This is a genomic window from Chryseobacterium sp. CBTAP 102 (assembly GCF_003201365.1).
Classification (GTDB): Bacteria; Bacteroidota; Bacteroidia; order Flavobacteriales; family Weeksellaceae; genus Chryseobacterium; species Chryseobacterium candidae.
In genome coordinates, this window is the sequence record NZ_QICX01000003.1 from 218218 (window position 1) to 242825 (window position 24608).

11 protein-coding genes are annotated in these 24608 nt (G+C 34.5%); 1 reads left to right on the forward strand and 10 read right to left on the reverse strand.

Features of this window, described 5'->3' with window-relative positions; genetic code table 11:
* From C8D70_RS06240 to C8D70_RS06255, 4 genes are all read right to left on the reverse strand, one after another.
* Positions 1-1284 (reverse strand): galactokinase, encoded by a 1284-nt coding sequence (locus C8D70_RS06240; RefSeq protein ID WP_110366747.1) that lies wholly within the window; start codon positions 1282-1284, stop codon positions 1-3.
* 564 nt (positions 1285-1848) lie between these two features.
* On the reverse strand, positions 1849-2898 hold the full coding sequence (locus C8D70_RS06245; protein ID WP_110366748.1) for a UDP-glucose--hexose-1-phosphate uridylyltransferase: 1050 nt from the start codon (positions 2896-2898) through the stop codon (positions 1849-1851).
* An 18-nt stretch (positions 2899-2916) separates the two neighbouring features.
* Complete coding sequence (locus C8D70_RS06250; RefSeq protein WP_110366749.1) at positions 2917-4800, reverse strand: glycoside hydrolase family 35 protein; 1884 nt, start codon at positions 4798-4800, stop codon at positions 2917-2919.
* A 226-nt stretch (positions 4801-5026) separates the two neighbouring features.
* On the reverse strand, positions 5027-6754 hold the full coding sequence (locus tag C8D70_RS06255) for a sodium:solute symporter family transporter (protein WP_110366750.1): 1728 nt from the start codon (positions 6752-6754) through the stop codon (positions 5027-5029).
* Positions 6755-6997: 243 nt separating this feature from the next.
* Between C8D70_RS06255 and C8D70_RS06260 the strand changes: the two genes are divergently transcribed.
* Entirely contained in the window at positions 6998-7996 is a 999-nt protein-coding gene (locus C8D70_RS06260) for a GntR family transcriptional regulator (RefSeq protein WP_076596078.1), read from the forward strand.
* A gap of 210 nt (positions 7997-8206) precedes the next feature.
* Here C8D70_RS06260 and C8D70_RS06265 read toward each other — a convergent pair whose 3' ends face one another.
* The 6 genes from C8D70_RS06265 to C8D70_RS06290 form a co-directional block, all read right to left on the reverse strand.
* Positions 8207-12016 carry a TIM-barrel domain-containing protein gene (locus C8D70_RS06265; RefSeq protein ID WP_110366751.1) on the reverse strand — a complete coding sequence of 1270 codons (3810 nt, stop codon included), beginning with the start codon at positions 12014-12016 and terminating at the stop codon, positions 8207-8209.
* A gap of 250 nt (positions 12017-12266) precedes the next feature.
* On the reverse strand, positions 12267-15323 hold the full coding sequence (locus C8D70_RS06270) for a M60 family metallopeptidase (protein ID WP_181416098.1): 3057 nt from the start codon (positions 15321-15323) through the stop codon (positions 12267-12269).
* 426 nt (positions 15324-15749) lie between these two features.
* Positions 15750-17402, reverse strand: coding sequence for a RagB/SusD family nutrient uptake outer membrane protein (locus C8D70_RS06275; RefSeq protein WP_110366753.1), 1653 nt, complete (start codon positions 17400-17402; stop codon positions 15750-15752).
* A gap of 19 nt (positions 17403-17421) precedes the next feature.
* A complete protein-coding gene (locus C8D70_RS06280) occupies positions 17422-20313 on the reverse strand; it encodes a SusC/RagA family TonB-linked outer membrane protein (protein WP_110366754.1) in 2892 nt (963 codons plus the stop codon).
* A 1020-nt stretch (positions 20314-21333) separates the two neighbouring features.
* Positions 21334-23262 (reverse strand): glucosamine-6-phosphate deaminase, encoded by a 1929-nt coding sequence (gene nagB / locus C8D70_RS06285; protein WP_076596082.1) that lies wholly within the window; start codon positions 23260-23262, stop codon positions 21334-21336.
* A gap of 97 nt (positions 23263-23359) precedes the next feature.
* Positions 23360-24274, reverse strand: coding sequence for an NDP-sugar synthase (locus C8D70_RS06290; protein ID WP_110366755.1), 915 nt, complete (start codon positions 24272-24274; stop codon positions 23360-23362).
* Positions 24275-24608 lie beyond the last annotated feature (334 nt).

The following is a 24608-nucleotide window of genomic DNA, read 5'->3' on the forward strand; positions in this document are numbered from 1 at the left end:
TTAAAAGTCTAATTTAACAGCTCCTTTTTCTCGAATAAATAAAGGATGACAAGAACCGGCACCAAATAAATGATTTAAAGTTGTAGTGTATCTTTCAAGCAAATCTTCAGGTACAAAGGCTTGTATCGTTCCTGCGAATCCTCCTCCATGCACACGCCAGGCTCCAGCTCCTTTTAATACTGCTTCGCTATAAGCTAATCCCAATGAAACTGCTTGTTCTTTTATGTTACCTGATACATAAACATTTTGATTGTACATATACGAACTATGTCCTGAATCTATGACCAATTGTAAAAATCCTTTAAAATCATTCTTCTCTAATGCCATTACTTCATCTACTACCCGCTCATTTTCGCACTCAAAGTGAATTGCTCTTAAAATAGCCCGATCTCCCACTTTCTGACGGATAGATGGCGCAATATCCATTACTTTTTCCAAAGTAGTTTCTCTCAGCACACTGCATCCTAAATGGGCTGCAACCTCTTTCATCTCTTTAGGTAAAACAGCATATTCATTATTCAAGTTGGTATGATCCCCTCGGGTATCTGTAATTACAAGAGAAAAACCAGTAGATTCAAAATCAAAATCTACTTTTTTAACAATAGGATTCGCTACATCAGCAAAATCAATGGTCACCAATCCTCCTACCGAACAAGCTACCTGATCCATCAATCCACAAGGCTTTCCAAAGAAAACATTTTCTGCATATTGTCCTATACGAGCATTTAGGATGGGATCTAATGTACCTTCATTAAATAAATGGCTAACAATTACTCCAATTAATACTTCGAATGATGCTGACGAACTTAACCCAGAACCTTTAGGAACGCATCCGTCAATTACAGCGTCGAATCCTCCTATTTTATATCCCAATTCATTTAATCGGGCATTAATCCCACGAACAAGGGCGTTTGGAGTTGAAAATTCATTTTCGTAGGGAATAAGATGACTTAGATCTACTTCGAATGTCTCGTAGCCTGAAGATTCAATCCGGATTATATCTGAATTATTTTTAGCAGCAATGGCAATATTATCCAGGTTTACTGCACCCGCCAATACGCGGCCATGATTATGGTCTGTATGATTACCTCCAATTTCGGTCCGTCCCGGTGAACTGAAAACAGAAACCTCTTTATCCCCAAAAACTTCTTTGAAACGATTTAATGTTTTGGTATATCGGATTGCCTGCTGACGTAATAATTCTGAATTCCTTCCATATAATTCTCTAAAAAGAGGGATATTTCCCTCATTAACTAAAAAATCAATATATTTAATATTTGACATTTACTTGTATCTAAATTTATAAAACAGTCTATCTTTATTAAGAGCTATTCAAATTTTTAAAAAATTAATTCCTTTACCTATATGATGCAGAAATTCCATATCATTATCCTATAAAGCCTTAATAATTTTTTGACTTACCCTTTTTAGTAATGAGGTTGTTTAAACTTTTATATTCATTATTTTAACCACAAAAGGCACAAAAGTTTTAAACACTTAAGTTTTTCAGAACCAAGCCTTATTCGTAATAAGTACACCTAAGTTTTGTGAAAATCTTTACCTATTGAGCGAAGTCGAAATGTTTGTCGTATGCGAACTTTTCTGCGGTATTACATTCAACTTATTTAAGTGAACTCAAGTGTTTTAAAATGAAACCTTGTGTAACTTCTGTGATTTTGTAAAATAAAAACAACTTTAATAATAACTTCGACAGGCTCAGAATGACAACGCTCAAAAATTTCGGTTGGCATTCGACTTTTCACCCTGAACCTGTCGAAGGGATCTCAATAAGAAAATCTTTGTTAATCATTAATCCCAAGTATTAATTAAAAGGATAAGCCAATAATTTTATTTATTTTTATAATGAATTGTTGAACTTTTTTTAAGAATTTCCGCACTTTGTTCAGGAGTAATATCTCTTTGGGCTTCCGCTAACATTTCGTATCCCACCATAAATTTCTTCACGCTGGCTGAGCGAAGCAACGGAGGATAAAAATGCATATGAAAATGCCATTCTTCATGCGATTCTAAATCTGTAGGAGCCTGATGTATTCCGGCAGAATAAGGGAAAGAAATGGAGAAAATATTATCGTATTTTGTAGTTAAATCTTTCAACATCTGAGCAAATAAGGCTTGATCTTCATATGAAAAATCCGATAGGCTATTTAAGGGATTTTTACTGATAATCATTGTTTCAAATGGCCAGGTTGCCCAAAATGGAACCAAAGCTACAAAAGCTTTATTTTCTAATATAATCCGCTCATTAATTTCTATTTCTCTTTGAACGTAATCAGACAGAAGCGTTGTTCCGTTTTTATCATAATAGCTCTTCAAGTTTTGCTGTGTTCTGGCCACCTGAGAAGGAATGGATGACTGTGCCCAAATCTGCCCATGAGGATGAGGATTACTACAACCCATTATTGCTCCTTTATTTTCAAAAATCTGGACATGATTAATGTAATCCAGTTTTCCCAGATTCTGATATTCTTCCTTCCAGACAGACACTACTTTTGTAATTGCTTCTACAGACATTTCAGGAAGAGTGAATGAATGGTCTTGTGAAAAGCAAATTACCCGGTTAATTCCTCTTTCGGGTTTAATTTTAAATAATTCATCCCCGGTTTCATCGAAGGTTACTCCTACGCTCAATAAAGCTCCAAAATCATTATCAAATACATATACACCTTCATACCTGGGGTTTTGGACTCCGTTAGCTCTTGAATTTCCCGGGCATAAATAGCATTCGGCGTCATATTGATTTTGAACGCTTGGTAACGGTTCTTCATGTTGTCCCTGCCATGGCCTATTGGCTCTTTGTGGTGATACTAAAACCCATTCATCCAATAAAGGATTATATCTTCTATGGGGATGATTTTTACTGTTAAATGAATTACTCATATTGAGTTTATTTTTATATCAGTTTAACCCATTTTCAGGGTTTAACTTATCCAAAATAGGTTCGGCTAATGTGTTTAATTCTTTAATTATTTTATTATTTTTCTGTTCAATAATTATAATCTCATTATTATCCTTTTTTAAATAGCATCCTGGTAAATACAATGTCTGCTGTGGCCCTACTGACCAATATCTTCCTAAATTAATACCGTTAACAAATACAATTCCCTTTCCAAAAGGTCGCATATCTAAGAAAGTGTCTCCCACTTTGGATACATTAAAATTTCCTTTGTAGATGGTTGGTCTATTCTCTTTTAAATCAGATTTTTGTTTGGCATCAATTACCGGAGCCTTTTCAAAAGGAAGCCCGTACATTTCCCAATCTCCTGTTATTTTTCGGTCATTAATAAATACAGGAGAAATAATTCCTTTTGTATTTTTATTAATAGCAGCTCCATAGTTAATTCTTCCCATGTTTTCTACCAGAATGTCTAGTTTTCCATTGAAGGGTATATTAACTTCACATTCATATTTTTTATAGTAACGATTAAGCTCTCCAACTTTTTCTCCATTCACATAAACAATTGCATAATCTCTTAATCCATCAAGTTTTAAGGCTCCTTTAATGGGCTGATTAAAATTTTTGCTGTACCAAACATAGCCATGCCCTTGATTTAATTGCTCAAAAGTTAAAGGATTGTCATTAATTACAGGTTTTACATTATTTTTTACATTTTCTAAATCAATTGCCTGAGACAATTTAATACCCTGAATCTGAATAACTGGAATTTTTGCAGGAATAGGGGGCGTAGAGGGAGTTTTTAACAATTCTCTTAATTTCAAATACTTTTCGGTTTCCCAGCCTGCTTCAGTAATAGGAGCATCATAATCATAACTGGTCATACTCGGCTGTATATCATGAGTTTTATCGTAATTAGCTCCAGAGGTAAACCCAAAGTTAGTTCCTCCATGTACCATGTAAATATTAAAAGAAATATCATTATTCATGAATTTTTCAATGTGGCTTTTTACTCTTTCCGCGGCTTTACGAGGGAAAGGTTCTGCCCAATGATCTAACCACCCGGGATAGTATTCTGCTACCATAAAAGGACCTTCTCCATTATGAAATTTCTTGACTTCTTTCTTAATATTGTCTGGATCTTCGTCTCCATTTGCAGTTGGCAACGCTCCAGGCAAAGCACCTCCTTCAAATAACCAGTCTCCATCTGAAGTAAAAAACTCCATTCCTTTGAACCCCGCTTCTTTTAACTGATCAAATACAGATGAACTATATTTTTTATGATCTTCCAGTTTAATGTCTTCTCGTTGACTGACAAAAGACCCAAATTCATTTTCCCCCTGCACCATAACAATAGGGCCTCCATTAACAATCAGATAAGGTTTTACCACTTTGTAAAGCTCTGTGAAATATGCTTTTGTAGAATTTAAAAAAGGAGTATTGTATTCTCTGATTTTCATATCCTTGTCATTTTGCAAAAACCAAGGATAACCACCGAATTCCCATTCTGCACACACATAAGGTCCCGGACGAAGAATGACCATTAAGCCTTCTTCTTTTGCTATTTTCAAAAACTCAGCTAAATTTCGGTTTCCAGTTTGAAAATCCCATTTTCCAGGAGCTATTTCATGATAATTCCAAAATACATAAGTAGCTATTGTATTTAATCCCATCGCTTTAACCATTTTTAAGCGATGCCTCCAATACTCATGAGGAATTCTAGCATAATGAATCTCACCTGAATGCAATTTAACAGCCTGTCCGTTCAATTTAAATTCTCCGCCTTCGATTTTGAAAGATTCGTATTTAATAGGTTTTTGCTGTGCATTTATCGAATTTGCACCTATTAAGGACAAGGCTAAAATTATATTTTTAATAAGTTTCATAGTATGTATTATAGATCTAGTTTAGTTAGTAAAATAAATTTATAAAATTACCCAATGCAATCACACTAGTTCCTACCGGTTTTTGTGAATTTACCACCAGTTTAAAAATTTGGAAATATTTTAATAAGCTCTTACCCAACAACTGCTAAAAAAAAGACAAACCACCTTTCATAAGTAAAGTGTATTGAATAATTTTTTTCAAATGCAAAACTCAAAATTATTTCTATTACCAAAAACGAATATAAATAGCAGTTAGAAGTAATACAATAATGACAATCAGGAATAATGTTCTATTATCCACTTTGAACATATTTTTGTCTGTGACAAAAGCTTTTGGATTTACTTTTGGCCCAAAAATACTTAAGAGAACCATTACAGCTACAGTAATGAAAAATGACCAACCCATATTGATAAGGAAAGGAATTTCTGTAATGGTTTTTACTACACCATTTTCCAATTTTTCATAGGTGAATGCTGTATAAATCCATGTTTCTTTTCCAAATAGTTCAACGGCAAAGCTGTTAAAAAATATAGATAATAAAAAACCAAGAATAACGCCAACTATAGCGGCAGTTCCGGTAGTTCTTTTCCAAAACATCCCTAAAATAAACATAGCAAATACACCGGGACTAATAAAACCGGTATATTTTTGTATAAATGTGAAACCTCCTTCTCCACCGATTCCCAAAATATCTGTCCATGTAAATACCAAAGCAATCAACATCGCTACTATAATTGCCCAACGTCCTGTTCTTACCATTTGTATTTCTGAGGTGTTGGTTTTTAAATATTTTTTATAAATATCTAAAGTAAAAATTGTGGATATACTGTTTACTTTTCCGGCAAGTGATGCTACTATTGCGGCTGTTAAAGCAGCTACTGCAAGACCTTTAAGTCCAGATGGAAGCAACCCCAGCATTGCTGAGTAAGCACTATCTTTTGCCCCATTAAAATTTGACAAATACCCTTTTGTATAGAGCACGTAAGCTGCAATCCCAGGAAGTACAACGATGACAGGCATAAAAAGTTTTAAAAATCCGGCAAATAAAATTCCCGTTCTTGCTGTTTTTAAATCTGCTCCTAATGCTCTTTGGGTAATGTACTGGTTACACCCCCAATAATTAAGCTGTACAATCCATTGTCCGGCAAAATACATTGCTAAACCTGGCAAAGCTATATATTTCTGTGCTGCTAAATTTTCCGGCATTGATAAAGTAGTTGTTGTTATTCGTGGTTTATTTAGAATGAGTTTGAAATGTTCCGGAGCTTCTTTCAAAAGGGTATCAAAACCTGTTAGGGCATTTCCTATAGCAGCCCCATTAATTCTTTGATCCACAACCTGCAATGCCATATAAACTGTAGCAAAGCCACCAATAATAAGAACTGCTACCTGAATAACATCCGTGTAACCAATGACTTTCATTCCTCCCAATCCAATAAACAACGCCATCAGTAAAAGTGCAATCATAATGATATGCAGATGACCTGCACCCAGCAATGAATCAATAGCCACAGCTCCTAAATAAAGAATGGAAGTAAGATTGACAATTACATACAAAAATAACCAGAAAACAGCCATAATAAGAGAAACAGACTTATTATATCGTGTTTCCAAAAACTGGGGCATTGTATAAATTTTATTTTTGAGATAAATAGGAATAAACCATACCGCTATAATTATAAGTGCAATGGCAGCCAGCCATTCATAGGCGGCAACAGCTACTCCTATGAAAAATCCTTCTCCACTCATCCCAATAAATTGTTCTGCCGAAATATTAGAGGCAATCAAACTCGCTCCAATTGCCCACCATGTCAATGAGCCTTCTGCGAGGAAATAATCTTTACTTCCTGCAGTTTTTGATTTTTTCCGCTTGTATATCCATAAGCCGTATAGTGTTACAACCAAAAAATAAATTAGAAATATAACAAAATCAAATGTTGATAGTTTTCCCACGCTTAAAATTTTTATAGTAAGTTTATCATAGATTTCTCTAGTTTTTTAGCACTTTTATGTACTCTAAAGTATTTAATAGTTCAGCACTTCCAATAGATCATTTAAAACAAAACTGAATCTTTTGCGCCAAAACTATACAAAAGGAAACCTTATATTATCAAATGTATAAATTTGGAAAACACTTCCATACTTGTTCCTACCAGTTTTTGTATATTTACTACTAGTTAAAAAAATGGAAATATTATGAAGCTTATTAAAATAATTCCCGATTCGGTTGTCCCTAAATACCAACAGATTATAAATTCCATTGAACAAGCTCTTGCCCAGCAACTGCTGAAAAAAAATGACAAACTACCTTCCATAAATAAAGTGTGCATGGAATTTGGCATTTCCCGAGACACCGTCCTGTATGCTTATGAAACACTGAAAAAGAGAGGTATAGTAAACGCCATTTTAGGTAAGGGATACTATATAAAAAGTACCGATTGGGATTTTGAAGAGCGAATTTTTCTATTATTTGATGAGCTGAATGCTTTCAAGGAAACCCTTTATAATTCATTTTTGGAAGAGCTGCAACAAAGATCTAATATCCACGTTTTTTTCCACTATTTCAATATAGATGTCTTCAAGAAGTTAATTGAAGAAAATAACGGAAACTACACAAAATACATAATAATGCCAGGCAATATGAATGATACGGCACCCATTATCAAGATGCTTCCCAAGAAGGACGTTTACCTATTAGATCAAACCAATTTACATTTAAGAGAATATTCATCTGTACACCAGAATTTCTCAAAAGACATGTATAATGGTCTATCAAAAGCGAAAAAATTGCTTGAAGCCTACCGAAGACTGATTCTTATTTTCCCCGGAAAAAAAGAGCCTATAGGTATGGTAGAAGGATTTACAGGTTTTTGTAAACAGTATAAAATGAAATATGAGATTATCTGTAATTTCACTGATGAGGAAATAATGAACGGAGACGTATTCATAATTCCGGATGACAGGCATTTAGTAAATGTCATTAAGCAATCTAAAAAACAGAAGCTAAAGATTAGAAAGGATTTCGGCATTATCTCCTACAACGAAACACCTCTTAAAGGTATTGTAGAAAATGGTATTACTACAATTTCTACAGATTTCTGGCAAATGGGAAAGATTTTGGCAGAAATGGTTCTCAATACCAAGCAAGGTAGAATTGAAAATGCTTCTGATTTAATTATCAGGAATTCCCTATAATTGATTTGAAATAAATTTATTATCTGAAGTTGTTTCATAAAAATACAAGCCAAAGCTAAAAATGAGGAAACATTCTGAACCCAATGTATGCCTGTTTTTGAAAAAGGCTCAGATTATAAAATCCAAGCCTTGATTTTTTAGCTTACTCATTTCTTGAAATCGTGTCAAGAAAATGTAAATTCTTTCTCTTGCTTTTAATCAATTTTGTTATTAAAAGTCAATAGAATTCAGTGTTTTATCAACCAGCAATCCGTTAGTAGCTTTTATATTAAATGATCCGTTTCGTTTTGCTTTAAATTTAATAATGAATAAATCTGCTGTTCCTTCTAAGGGACTTTTTTGTCCTACATTAACCAGCGTAGGATATAATATCTTCTCTTTGTTGGTATGCAGTCTGTCATAAGTCAGGTTTTCCATCTGGCCGATATTTAATGGTGTTATTCCTATGTATTCCAATTCCTGCTGGTTATATGGAATAGCAAAACTCAATGCATTTACAGATTGCAGATTACTACCTTTTACTACTACTTCAACAATATCATTCTTAGCATATTGCTGTTTTGAAGCAGAGGCTGTAATGCTGCCTTGCAGTGGTTTCAATTCTTCATCGCTTACTCCTCCATCTATTTTTGTAGCGACGTTAGAAATATCAAATGCATCAATGAAGCCGTTCTTATTTATATCCCCATGGCTAATATATCCTTCAAAATCAGAATCTCCTTTTCTCAGACCTGTATAATTCATATATGAAGTAAAGTCATTCCTATCAATTTTCTGATCATTATTGATATCGCCGGGAAGCAAACTTGAAGATCCGGGAACTTTGAATATATATAATTCGTTTCCACTACCAAAGTTTTTGAAAGCACTGCTGACTTCAATCTTCATAAATCGTGTGGTAGGATGGGTGGCGAAGTCTAAAGATTTATTTATGTTATTTCTATCCCATGTAAAAGAGCCAAGTTCTGTCCAGTCTTTTTTATTATCACTATACGAAATTTTACCATTCATCCATACTCCGTTATAACCGCTGTTTCTAGGGATATATTCTAATTTACTGATGGTGTTGATGGAGCCTAAGTCTAAAATTATTTCAAAAGGAACTTTGCTTTTTTCATAATCCGAATGCCAGCCCGTGCTCACATCCTGATCAAAAAGATTTTCTATACCTTCTCCTTCCTGACTTGGAATTGTAACGGTAGCTTTTATGCCTTTAATGGCAAATTCGTAAGGGTTTTTATTGGTTCGGGACGAGAAAGAAACCCAATCAGAAGTATTGGTTTTATTTACGGCTCTTAATTTGAAATCATATTTCGTTTCAGGAGCCAATCCTTCAAACAAGAAAGAGGCATCTTTTATATTACTGTATACCATATTGTTACATAATATTTCATAGTAATCAGCATTAGGGATTTTATTCCATGATGGCAATATAGAATATGCAGTGTTTGTATTTTCTGAAGTGATTGGCTTTAAAGCTTCTGCAAATGCTCCGGAGTTATTTTTTAATTGGTTAGAATTGGTAAATTGGTAATCTTTAATGATAAGCTCTACTTTGTTTTTGCTTATATCGGTAATTTCTGTTTTCACCCAAAGTTGTGGATTTCGGGTAATCGAAACTTTTGAAAACTCAGAACCTTTGGTGGAAAAATTATTGAATTCCGGTTTGCTGTTGTAAAAATAGACGTTGGTGGCATTATTAAATTCATCTAAGGTATTTACTGTATTCAGATTTATATTTTTACCTCCAACAGAAAGTTTTACACCGGATGGTTTTTTAGTAACATTAATTCTAAATTCTGTCATTTTTTCTTTTTCAAAACCATTAAAGTTACCTTGAGTAGGAGAAATACTTATTGTTGCTGTATTTTTAACTACCCTACTTTCTATAAGGGTGCTTACAGATTCATTTTTCTTATAATTTTCGGTTATGCCATCATCATCATATTCTGTAAAACTGGATTTCTCTGAAGGATACACTTCATAAATTCTTAATTTTTTATTGATTTGATGAACGTTATTGTTGGGATTTACCATCGGAATAATAGCGCCTGGCTTCACAAATAGAGGAAGTTTCCAAATTGGGGCATCGAAATGATTTAGAATAATCCCTCCCTCATAAGTTTGTCCTGTAAAGTAATCAATCCAATTGCCTTTAGGAAGATAAATATTATTTCTGATATCATTTCCTTCTTTATCTATTTTTGTGGCCTGATATACTGGAGCTACCAGAAAATAAGGTCCATACTGGTACTGATACTGAGTAGATTTCCCTAAAGTATATTCATTAACCTCATCTAAAAACATTGCTCTGATGATTGGCAATCCATCTACGGCTTCCTTAGCTATACTATACGTATAAGGCAGCAGGGTGGATTTCAATTTTAAATAGTTCCTGTTAATAGAAGCAGCGGATTCACCCAAAGCATGGGGATACTTTTCGTTTGCTCCCCAGCCATCCATGTTGAGCTGCATAGGGGTAAAGGTTTTCCATTGGAAATCCCTTGTATTGATAATCGGGTTTTTCCCGCCAAAAATACCATCCATATCCGAAGTAATGTTAGGCTGGCCAGACAAACCAGAACCTATATAGGTAGGAATATGGAATCTGATATATTCCCATTCTCCACCCGTTTGGTCTCCTGTCCAGATACCGGCATATCGTTGTGAACCAGCCCAACCGTCCAGCGAAATGATAAAAGGACGGCTCCCGTTACCATAGCGTGGTATTATCTGAGCCACATCTGAAATGCCGTTAAGCCCGAATGAGTAGCCAGGGCCTACCCAGGCAACATCCGTTTTTAGGACTCTTACGCCTGCGTCACCCACTTCTTTTATGATATCTCTCTGCAAAAGAGCACTTATTCCTTCTTTTGGATGCAAATCAGACTGTGTCCACAATCCTATTTCTACACCGTTTTTTCTGGCATAATTTCCGAGAGATTTTAAGTTAGCTATATTGCCATCCAAGGTTTCTGTCTGTCCGTATCCTGCACTGTAACCATCATTTGGCAATATCCATCCTAAAGGCATATCTGCATTTTTATAGCGGTCTATAACGGCTCTGGCAGAAAACTGATAATTGTTTTTTTCTCCATTTAAAGATTCTTTAACTCCTCCATTATCTTTTTGGCTTTCTTTATATCTTTTTCCGTCTTCAAATAGGATTCCTTTATCATCTTCTTTCCAATAATCTCTATTGTAGGCATTAAGATGACCTTCATAAAAACCAAACTTAGGTAAAAGTATGGGGTTTCCCGTGAGCTGGTAAAAATCATTCAACAAAGATTTAGGATGATCATCTACCATAAAAAAAACATCCAGGTAATCAGTCTCATGAGCCAGTTTCACTTCATTTTTATTTTGTTTACCAAAATCATAATATCCTTTTTTGAAAGTATGCCACATAAAACCATATCCATTTGTAGACCAGTAATAAGGATTTGGAGAGGCTACGCCACCATCAGTCCAGTTATTTTGATTAACAATTAAAATCGTATTTCCTTTATGAGAAAACCGGCCGTTTTGTACACCGCCTCCATAGAAATATTCATCTTTTCCCTGAGATAAAGTAAGCACTGCTTCTTTGGAATTAAATTCAATGGGAGCCATAAAAGAAAAAGCCTCTTTATTAAGGTTCAGGTTAAACACTTTAAATAAAGAAGTTGTTTTGTCAATTTCTATTTTCATTTTACGAGTAGAGATAGAAATAGTCTGTGGTAAATTGTTGACTGCAATTTCTTGTACTTTTTTTCTGGGCTGATCTACCAAAATCTGAGCGGGAGGTATTGCTTCAAGACTTCTTACTTCTCCACCTTTGGGATCGAAAAATAACCGAAAGATATTTTCTCCATAAAAATCTATTACTATTTTTTTATTGTCAGAAAGCAAAACTTCTACTGAAGTTTCTCCTTTCCTAGCAACATTTTCAATTTTTTGAGCCTGAGTTTTTCCAATGAAGAAAAGAAAAGAACTCAGGAGTAAAATCTTTTGAATTTTTGAATTTAAAACTGCATTCATTTACCTTGATTTTATTTATTAATTTACATTTTATACTACTCTAAGAAATTAAGATTAAAATCAACTTTTAAGATAAAAACCAATTGTAACCCAATGCTATTCAAACACTTTCAAAAGTAGTTTTTTTTGTTAAAAGAGTAGCTCTCTTTTTAAAAACATGGATAACTTATTGAACGATTTCGTTTAAAAAGCTACCCATATTTATTTTAATAACAGACTAATAAAATCTGTGTGCTTGTATAATCACTGTTTAATTTTTAATCAGTCTGGTTTTATAAACCTGACCTTTTTCGTCTTTTACAGAAACAAGGTATATCCCAGAATTGAATGTGCCAAGACTGTTATTGATATTATCATTGAGGGTTTTAATATCTCCTTCAGACTGCAATACTAAAGATCCTGATAATGAATATACAGACATTGTATATTTTCCTTTTGAATCAGCCAGTTCCAGTTTCACGGCATCTGATGATTTCGCAGGATTAGGGTAAATCATCAGTTTACTTACTTTATTTACTTCAGGAGCTGCTGAAGTTTTTGCTTTAGAGGCTGCTGAAATTTTTGGATATACCAATATTTTGCTCCCGTTATAGCCTACAGCGTACACTTTAGCTGATCCTGTGGGATATTCTATTATCGTAGTGTGGTTTGTGGTATCTCCAATACCTGCCAATGATATTCTAGCCAAAGCACCATGAGTATCATAAACTTCATATGCTACAACATTTTTCCATACATTAACCTGGTCTACTTTAAGCTGAGGACCTGTAGCAGTGTTTAATAAAGTAACTCCATTTCCGGTGGTTCCTGATAAAGGGAGCTTATCTCTGAATACTTTTACGTTATGTGCATTAATATAATTCATTACCGGAGAGACGGGCTTAGGGTAATTTTTTGCTTTAACTGCTGCAATAGTAGCATCAATCATATTTTGCGTAACAGTAATATTTTGTACTCCATAATCGTTTATGTTTATATTGACAGGTCTTAGGAAACCTGCATCGGTAAAAAAGTCTGTGAGATCTTCTTGTACAGCATCACAGGTATTTTTAACAAATTCCATAGAGAGCTGTCCGTTGGTTAAATTGGCAGCGTCTGTGTTTCTTGATTTTTCTGCTACATTACCATACCAATGTGCATAGTCTACCCCAGATGCAGGTGACGGATGTTCTTCATCTGTAAGGGCAAGCCCTCCTCTGGCTGCGCCAGCCACCTGATAATACAATTCTAATTGCCAGAATGGACGGAAAATAAGAAAGTTATAGTCCTCAATATTTTCAGCAATAGTCCTCAGCACGTTTTTCTTACCTATAAGAGTATAATTTACACTTTTATTTGCTTTACCCCCTTCTAGTTCTGCTCCGGAGTCAGTTGTTTTAAATGGTTCTCTTTCTAATCTTGGTACCCCTTTACTCATTGTATATTCATTCCAGGCAGAGTAAATATTATTAGTTACTTCGCTTAGCCCTATCCAGCTAAGATTCGGTCTAATTTGATTTACGTGTCCTAGTTCGTGCCCCACGCCCCAGTAATCCATATTACTGACAGAGGTACAGCTAGCAGGTCCCCAAGTTAAATCAAAGTGAGCTCCAGGATTATATTGAAACCAGCCTCCTTTGGATTCAGTATATGCAAATTGGCGATTTTTTGGTGATTTACCATATTTAAACAATCCCATTAGTATTCTTTGTTGTCTTATGATATTATCATAAGCGTTGATGAATTCAGCAGGATTATCCGGAACATATGTCCTTAAAGCACTTTTATCAAATACCAGGTGAATATATTGGCCTCTGATATCTAATTTATGGGAAGCATTATTTAGCAATAATGTTTTCCATTCCGCCGCAGTAATAGTTGCCGCAGAATCAAAATAGCCATTTAAGGTGCCTGTAACAATATTAATTTTAACTGGAGGCAAAGCACTGTTATCATTGTAATAACTGATATATCCTAATCCTCCTGTTTCACTCTCAATAATATTTAATCCTGCTTTAAGAGGATATGATTTTTCCGTAAATTTTCCTTCGTTGGCAAAATTGTGTACTTTTAAAAATACAGGACCTTGGGCACTGTCCATAAATAAAACAATTTTAGTATTTGCCTTAAATACAATTCCTGTCATATTCTCAAATGAATCATAAGCATCTGTTTTTAATGCATTCCGGGTAGTCTTTAAGGTAGGATATACTTCATATGATTTTACTCTGTATTTTTTATTATAGGTTTTACTAAAGAGACACTGAGCCAATGCTTTATAAAAAGGGTTGGTAATTCCGTCTATAATTTCCTGGGTAACGCCCGGCTTCAGTTCAGAATAAATGTTATCTGCAAAAATATCTCCATAAGGAAGTACTTTCTTAGGATAAAACGCCATTTCTGCACAGCTCGCAAAATTATTCAAGCCATTTTGGACAACAATTTTAATATTGGCTGGAGTAATAGTAGATGGAAAATGAACATCTGTAATTGCACCAGTCATACCAAAATCATAATTCATAAGTGGTATGTAAGTGGTATTGCTTATTGTATTATATAAAATTGATACTTTTCCGAAAAAACCATTATTCTGCCCGTCCTGTCTTGGGATATAGCGCAAATAGCCTATAGGCTTTGTCCCATTAAAGTGATAGTTTAACGTAATAGGAAATACATTGGATGTTGGCTCCCACTCAGAGTGATAAAATGTGGAAGTATCTCCATCAAAGCTCATTTTTAAACTATTATTTCCTTTTTTAGTTTCTTTACTGGAAGCAAAAGATCCTGCTGCTATAACGGGTACTTTTACGTTATTGGTTACAGCAGACAGACCACCAATTGGCGGTTTACAATCATCTATGCTATAAACAGGCGGTTGTTGAGATGAATAAAATTTCATTTCAGCACAACTAGAGAAATTACCTCCTCCTTCTGTTATGTAAAGCCTAATAATGTAAGGTTTAGGTATGGGTGATGACGATAGATCTATCGTCTTCTTTTTATTGTTTTCCGCCCACACAATCTGACTTTTCTTTTGAATGAAAGTAGTAGGATTGTCCTGAGTGGAATAATAGACATCTACTTTTGTCCAGATACCATTAGTTTCTGTAGCTCTTGGTATATATTCAAGTTTGTTTATACTTTGTACATCTACAAAGTAAAAATCCAGTTGATCCGGAATACCGTTGGCATTCCATAAGGAGTGGTAGGTTGTTGCGTCATTATCATCAATGCAATTTTCTACTTCTGAACCAGGTTCAGAAGGCTGTAATGATGTTACTTTATAGGCAGTTATTTGGTATTGTGCTTTCGATAAAGAAAACAACATACACAACATAATTAATGTGTAAAACTTTGCTTTCATTTTTATTTTTGGATTAAAATAGCAGACATAGATATTATGTCTGCTAACATATTTATTGATTAATTTTTAATCAGTTTACAGTTATAAATCTGATCTTTTTCACCTTTTACAGAAACAAGATATCTTCCAGAATTGAATGTGCCAAGACTTTTATTGATATTTATTAAGGGACTAATACCTCCTTCAGATTTCAATCATAGAAAATCCTGATAATGAATGTACAGATATCTTAAATGACCTACTTCTAGTTTAAGGTAGCTGATGATGATTTCGCAGGATTAGAGTAAATCATAGTTTACACTTATTTTATTTACCTCAAGAACCTGCTAAAGGAATCGGATATACCCGTATCAGAAGTATCATAAACTTCATACTCATCTTTTATGTATATTAATATCCTTTTGCCGCCTGAGCTTCTTTTAATTTTGGATTTAAATCTACCGCAGTCTGAGGGTAAGGGAATCTGTAAAACTTATCATTCCATACTCTTTTTGCAACCTGTGTATTGGTAATGTCATAAATGGTTTTCATTACATTTGGGGCAATCTTCCATCTTCTGATATCATAAAATCTGTGTCCTTCATTCGCTAGCTCTATTCTTCTTTCATTTCTGATAATATCCCTCAAAGTTTCCTTGGTCTGTGTTCTGCTAATTGCTGGCATCCCTACTCTAGTTCTGATTTTGTCTAGTGCATCATAAACAGAGGCATCCGGCCCATACAATTCATTTTTTGCTTCAGCATAGGTAAGTAATACCTCTGCATAGCGAATCAGCATAAAATTATTACTCGCATTTAAGTTTTCATCTAATGAGTTATAATCTGCCATTTTTTTGTAGTTATAGCCAATTTTCGATGTATTGTTTCCTCCTTTGCTCCATTTGAACAGCTGGCTTGTTCCAAATCCCTGCAGGTAAGACCAAGGCCCATTGGGGTGCATAATACTTGCATATAAACGGGTATCTCTGTTTTTAAACTCGTCCAGATAGGCATCATTTGGATTTCCATCATTATAGTTTGAAGCTCTTACAGCATCAGAAGGGGGTGTAAATGCCGTTCCATCTTTATTCCAATAGGCATTTACCAAATCAATTGTTGGGGTTATAGAGCTCCATCCACTCTCTTCATTGGGCAATAGGAGAAGGGTCATGGAATTACTGTATGTTCCTTTTGAATCAGGTACATATTGAGCTTCTAAAATTGATTCTATACTGCCCTCATTTTTTGCCCAGAATAACGCCTGATAATTACTTAAGCCTTTGTAAAAATTATCTTTATCTGTGGCAGAAGTAAAGGTAACAAAGCTGTCATAGTCTGTACTTGTGTCTATTGAAGCCATATTAAAAAGACTGTACGTTCCGGAGTTCATTACCGATTGAGCAGCCTCGTAAGCTTCTTTGTATTTTCCTGTGTATAAATATACTCTTGCCTTAAATGCCAATACTGCGCCTTTTGTTATTCTACCCTTATCCTGACCAGAGGTATAGGTAATTGGTAAATCATTTTCTATAGCACTCAATTCACTGGTTACAAAATTATCAATTTCAGCTTCAGAAACAGGGGTAAGGGAGGCATCATCTAATTCACCTGATTTTTGCACGAGTGGAAGCGCTCCAAAATACTGGGATAAATCAAAATAATTGAAAGCTCTTATAAATCTGGCTTCTGCTTTATATCTGCCTGCCAAATTTTTGTCCATGGGAATTTTATCAATATTCTCTAAGAAGGTATTTACCTTTCTAATGGTAGTAAAGTCATATCCGAAATCTTTAGAAGGCAGTATATCTCCTGCAGAAGCATCTACTGCATTTGTTTCCCACGGATATTGAGCATATGAATTATCGGTAAAACTATCGTTGTATAAGCTGCTATAAGCTGCTCCAGACAGGTATGCATAAATGCCGTTTAATGCCATGGTAGCATCTTTTTCAGTTTTCCAAAATGTATCTTCTGATATTTTGTCTTCCGGAAACCTATCTAAATTACAAGAACTAGTCACTACAGCTAGGGAAACTGATAGTAATATAATTTTTATTTTTTTCATTTTTTAGATGTTTATTAAATTAAAAAGTAGCATTTATACCAAACGATATGGTTTTTAAGTTTGGATACGTGGAACGGTCACTTGCCATTTCAGGATCAAAATCTTTTACTCTTTTGTCTCCTCTGAACGTAAAGTAATTTTCTAAGTTGGCATATATTCTGAATTTTTTCAATCCTATACGGCTAATGGTTTCCTGAGGAATGGAATATCCCAAAGTAACAGACTTAATTCTAAAGTAACTGGCATCAAAAAGCCAAAAATCTGAAGCAACACCAATATTCTGAGTTCCACCTCCAGACGGCAAAACCCTATGGTATAATGCATTAGGATCTGGATTCTCAGGAGTCCATCGGTTATCCAGGACATATTGTTTTGCACCTGCCCCATTGAAAAATGCCTGAGAAGATTCTTTATCCAGATATACCTGAACATTCTTTACCCCCTGCCCTACTATGTTAAGATCAAAATTTTTATATCTGCCTCCTATGCTTAGTCCGTAGGTAAAACTAGGAACATCATTTCCTATAACTGTCCTATCATTCTCATCAACAACTCCATCTCCATTAATATCCACATACTTTATATCGCCAGCCTGAGAAGAGCTGTATAACTTAGGATAATTATTATTAATATCCTCCTGGGTTAAGAGACCAGCAGTTTTGTATCCGTAGAAATCGCCAATTGAACCTCCTACTTGTGTTATCCAGTTATCTTTATACAGAGGTTTGCTATTGATAAGTGAAAGAACTTCATTACGGTTTTTAGCAAAATTAGCATTGATATAAAAGTCCCCATTTTCAAAATTCTTATTGTATCCCAAAGTAATTTCTATTCCTTTATTTACCACATCACCCGCATTTATAGGAGGTGTTTGGTTTTTTACCGGATCACTGTCCATAATTACCCCTGTTTCATATGGCAATTGATTGTTCATTAACGCCCCTTTTGTAAGACGGTTATATAGATCTACCGAGAATGTGAAAGTATTATTGAATAGAGATCCATCCAGACCAATATTTTTGGTAACAATTTTTTCCCAGCCTATACCCGAAAAACCAAGCTTACCTGGTGATACTGAACCAACAATAACATTCCCCAGAACTGTAGAATTACTATCCATATAGGTCTGGCTGTCATAATAACCGATGGTATTGATAGATCCGGCACTACCATAGGAGCCTCTTAATTTTAGTGTATTGATGAAATTCAGGTTTTTAATAAAATTTTCCTTATCCAGCCTCCAGGAAGCCATAACTGCAGGAAAATACCCCCACCTGTTTTCCTTAGCAAAACGCGAAGAAGCATCTGCTCTTATAATCCCTTCTAAAAAATATTTTTCCTGATAATTATAATTGATACGTGCGAAAACAGACTGGAAAGCATATTGGCTGGTATTAGATTTCAATTCATCTAAGGTTCCGTCAAGGGTAGAAAGAGCACTTAAAGAATGCAATCCATCTTTTGGTATATTAGATTTTCTACCCTCTATTATTCTACGTGTATAGTCTTCATAAGAAGCCCCTCCCAAGACTTTAAAATAATGTGATGATATTTTTTTTTCATAACCTACCAAAACCTGAGTATTAAGCAATTCATCTGATTCCCATTTTTCATGATAGTTATTAACTGCTCTTGCCGTTGCAGCAATAGGAACTTTAGTTAAAAAATTGTTTACAGGGCTTAGCGTATTTGTAAATTCACCTAAACGATAGTTCCAGTTTGAGTAGCTGATTTGGGCATCTATATTTAATCCTTTTACAGGAGTATAACTGGTGGATAATGCTCCCATAAATTTTTGATCATTTGACTTGGAATCTCCTCCTTCTATGTTATTTCTTATAGGATTGGTATTCGCAAATGTATTATCTACTTTACCTGCATTTATAGATCCCCACCATCCGTTGGATTGCCTTAATGCCATAGTAGGAGTTATTCTTGCCAGTTCTCTAGTATTAATACCACCTCCCTGATCATTGATCATTTGTTTGATAAACGATATATTAGAATTGACGGTAAATTTTTCACTTAATTTAGAGGAGGTATTTGCCCTGAAAGAATATCTGTCCATACCTTTTGTAGGGGATAGGGACTCCTGTTTCAGATATCCTAAACTTGCGAAATAACGAATTTTATCTCCCCCTGATACGTTAATCTCATTATTTAGGAGGTTTGCCATTTTTCTATAAGTGGCTTTATACCAGTCTGTGTTAGGGTATCGATCAGGGTCTGTGCCAGCAGCTGTAAGATCGATTTGTTCTTGCTTGTATTGAGAAAAATGACCGACACTATTATCTGCGTTGAAATATGCTTCATTTTTTAGTTTCATATATTCAACAGCATCTACATACTTGGGTAAATAAGTGGGTGTCTGATAGCCATTATACATATTATAACCTATGCTCATCTTCCCTCCGCCGCCTTTTTTGGTCTCGACAAGAATGACACCATAGCCAGCTCTTGTACCATAGATCGCTGCTGCTGCATCTTTTAATATGCTTATGTTTTCAACATCAGCAGGACTCAGCCTGGAAAAGTCTGCAGCACTAGAAAGAATACCATCTATAATATAAAGTGGCGAATTACCCGCAACACTTCTTCCCCTTACATTTAGTGCGGGTACAGAACCTACATCTCCTAAAGAAGATTTAATTGTAACTCCGGGTAATGCACCTTGTATACTCGCTGTTAAGCTTGTTGTTGGGCGGTCCTGCAGTATCTTTTTATCAACAGAAGCTATAGATCCGGAAACAGTTCCTTTTTTCTGTTTTCCATATCCTACCAAAACAATTTCTTCCACATCTTTTACTTTTTTAGTGATAGAGTCTGAAGGTTTGTTTTTAGTTTTCTGTGCATCCACTAATGTTATAGATGACATTAGAAGTGCACTCAAAATAATAGTTTTTTTCTTCATGTTTTATTAAGTTTATTAAAATGTTATCCTATTTAAGGGTAGTTGGCTTCTTACCAATCTTTTTTATAAATAAGATATGATAAGAAAAATCTAAAGGTTTTATATTACTCTTTGCTCTTCAAATTCTATAGAAACAAATGACTATTTCAGTACTGTTTTCACATCTAAACAATTGTTTCTATTTTTTCGTTTGTTCCAGCATAATTGGAAAATATGGAAAAGGAAACCTCCTGATGATCCACAAATACTCTATCTATTTTCTTCTTATTTTGTTTGATTGCAAGTCTTGTTTGAGTGTGAACTAACTATTGCTATAACATTAACTCTATGTTACTCAAATGTAGAGTTTTACCTCATATCTCCATACTGGTAGCCACCAGTTTTTGTCACTTTACCACCAGTTTGAAAAGTATTTGAGTAGGTTTAATCCTATTGATTGGGCTATGGTTTTCAGACTTTAGTTCATTCTTTTCTCCTTTTTGAGAAAAAAAGCCGTTTAGCTTATTGATTTTTTAAAGCATAAAATAATAATGGGCGGAAAAAATCCACCCATGACCGCCTTCTGTACTGGTCAAAAAAATTATATCAGTAAAGAAATTAAATATATATTAAATTTGATTTAGAGATTTGTATTTGTGAAGAATTACGTCCTATCAAAGCATAAACAGAATGTAAAAAATTTAAAGTACAATTACCGAACAACTTTGCAAACAGCCCAAAACATCTGTGATGTATTGTTGAAATACAGGCATAATACTTCCTTCACAAACCTTTAGGAAGTGAATTTCTTCTACAGAATTTACTGCATATAAAAAACTTTGAGCTTTTTGTTTACGCTGTTTATTGCTAAATTCAGAATTTGCTGTATACGAATATCAAAAGGTCTGCCTGGGTTTCATATTTTCCCTATTACCTACCTCAGCAAAGTTAAAACATTCTTTTTGTGTGATTTATAAAACTTCAACGCTGTCTTTTATTGTGAGAAAATATATTTTTTGATTAAGAAAACTGTTTTATTTTTTAGAATTCCCACCTTACAAAAGCTTCCATGGCAGCATAAGTGGCAAGTCCCATTTTATGATAAGTCTCTGCTGTTTCCCTGTTTCTTTCTTCTGCTCTTTGCCAGAATTCTCTCATATCTGTTCCCTGAAATACGACTCCATCTTTTTGAGATTGATGCTTGAAAATTCCATAGCGCTTTTCCAAAATTTGGTCCGGGCTTAGGGGTACTGCCATTTCTATTTCTTCTATAGACCACTCTTTCCATGCTCCTCTATACAACCATAACCAACAATCTTTCATGTATTCCTTCGGTTTTAAACTTTTAACAGATTCGAAAATAGCATCTAAACATACTTTGTGCGTTCCATGAGGATCTGCTAAATCACCAGCTGCATATATTTGATGGGGTTTTACTTTGTCTATTATGTCTGTTACAATTTCTATGTCCTCTTTGCTCAATGGTTTTTTTTCTATTCTGCCTGTTTCATAGAAGGGCATTTCCAAAAAATGAATCCGGCTGTCTGGTATTCCCACAAAATAGCAGGTAGATCTTGCTTCACCTTTTCTTATTAAGCCCTTTATATGTCTTACTTCAGGAATGTCTATATCGCTATTTTTCTTATTTTGTAAAAATCTGACTGCTTTTTCAAAAATCTTTTTTGCTTCACCATTTTCTATACCAAACATTTCATTGTAATCACACACAAAATTTGCAAAACGCAATGCTTCAGAATCTGCTACAGCTATATTTCCAGAGGTTTGATAGGCTACATGAACTTCATGCCCCTGCTGATGTAGTCTTATGAAAGTTCCGCCCATACTGATAATATCATCATCCGGATGCGGACTGAATATAAGAACTCTTTTCTTAGCCGGGGTTTTTCTCTCCGGTCTATTAGTATCATCTGCTCCTGGCTTACCTCCAGGCCAGCCAGTTATGGTATGTTGTAATTTATTAAAAATTTGGATATTGATATCGTAGGCAGGTCCTTTGTCTGCAAGCAAATCGCTCATTCCGTTTTCTATATAATCAGAATCGGTGAGCTTTAATATAGGTTTTTTTATTTTCTGGGCTAGTCCTAAAACGGCTTTTCGGGTCAATGCCTCCGTCCATTCTATTTTTTCTACCAGCCATGGAGTATTAATCCGGGTAAGTTTATGAGCTGCTCCCTGATCCAGTACAAAAGCAGCGTTTTTATGTTCCTGCAGATAGGAAGCCGGCACCAGGTTGGTAACAGGCCCTTCTACAGACTCTTTTATAATATTTGATTTAGATTCACCCCATGCTAATAGTATGACTCTTTTCGCTTCCATTATTTTCTTTACTCCCAATGTAATAGCTGTTCTGGGAGTATTTGACAGTCCTAAAAACTCATTGCTTGCAGCTACTCTTGTGATATGATCTAATGCTACAAGACGGGTTTTGGAGTTTTGTAAGGAGCCTGATTCATTAAACCCGATATGACCATTACCGCCAATGCCTAAAATCTGCAGATCTATCCCGCCTAAAGCTTCTATTTTAAGTTCATATTCAGTACAATAGCCTGCTATTTCTTCTTTGGATAATGTTCCGTCAGGAATGTGACAGTTTTCAGGCAGAATATCTACTTTATCAAACAATAATTCTTTCATAAAGCGGACATAACTATGTATAGAATCCGGTTCCATAGGATAATATTCATCAAGGTTGAAAGTAACTACATTTTTGAAGCTCAAGCCTTCCTCTCTGTGCATACGTACCAATTCGGCATATAAACTCTTGGGAGAGGAACCTGTTGCCAGCCCTAAAATACAAGGTTGTTTTTGAGACTGCTTTACCCGTATAAGATCTGAGATCTCTTTTGCCACAGATTTTGAAGCTGAAAGCGAATCCGTGAAAATAACTGTTTCTATTTTTTCAAATCTTTTTTCAAATCCTGTAGAGGAATCTATTGTGCTTTTTAACATATTAGTTTGGTTTTGGATAGTGCTAGCTAAAATTAAATTTATATATAGAATTTGTATTTCTAAATTTTTAATTAAATTTTTCAGTTAGAAAATTAGATTATTCCCATAAATTCTCTGGATAAAGCTTCTTCATTCTTAATTCTGAAATATTTTTTTGTATAATTTTTTTATCTTCAGGATAGGTAACTCCAAACCACTTGTTGTTAGATTTCAGTAATCTCACGTTAACTTTTCCAGATGCTATACTGTCGGCAACCAAAGTTGGCAAATAGTATTCTGCTTTTAAACTCTGCTTGTTTTCTTCCAAAAAACGCTTAAAAGAATCACTGCCAAATTCAAAACATTTTGGTGTAAATCCCCAAAAATTCATTGATACGGTTACATCCTCTTCAATTGCTGTAAAGCTCTCATTTTCTTCTTTATACCTTAATCCGTTTTCACTTTTCTCTATATGTGTTCTTTCTGTGACGTTTAATAAGTTTCCATTAAAATCTACATCACATATTCCTCGGGAGACATAGCCATGGTCTGAAACCGTATTTTTCAATAAATAACCTATCATACTAAAATTATAAGAATTGATATCTGTTTCTTTTAGAAAATCATACATCGTCATAAAGGCATCTCTTCCATAAAAATCATCGGCATTAATAATGGCAAAATTTTCGTGCACCACATCTTTAGTAAGTAATAATGCCTGCCCAGTACCCCATGGTTTGGTACGTTCTTTATTAAGGTATTTTTCTGGAACAGTATCTATTTCCTGAAATACATATTCTATTTCGGCTTTACTTTTTATTTTTTTCTCAAACATCTCTTTAAATTCCTGTTCAAAATTCTTACGAATAATGAAAACAAATTTCTTAAAACCTGCTTGCAATGCATCATATAAAGAAAAATCTATAATAGTATCTCCCTGTGGAGTAAATGTGTCTATCTGTTTGAGACTTCCGTATCTACTGCCCATTCCGGCTGCTAAAACTATTAGTGTAGGTTGGTGATTTGTATTCATTTTTTTTAATGATGTTATTTAAAATTTCTTAGTTTTTATAAAATTCCTTCGCAGGTATTACCTTAAAAACAGTGTAATTGAAACCTTTACAAGCCCGATATTTTTATATCAAAACGATTGAATATAGAACGAAAGCAGAAATTCTCATTTTGGGGTTGGAAGATTGTGTACTCTTCCACTTTCTATTACAGCTTTATCAAGTATTTAGACATCTTTACCGGAAACCCTTCTTTTGTCAAAATTAAGAATTAAAACAACTGTACAAACCTGTACCTACCTGTTTCTGAATGTTCACTACCAGTTGATTTGTTTTGTCCTGAAATAGATTTATTAA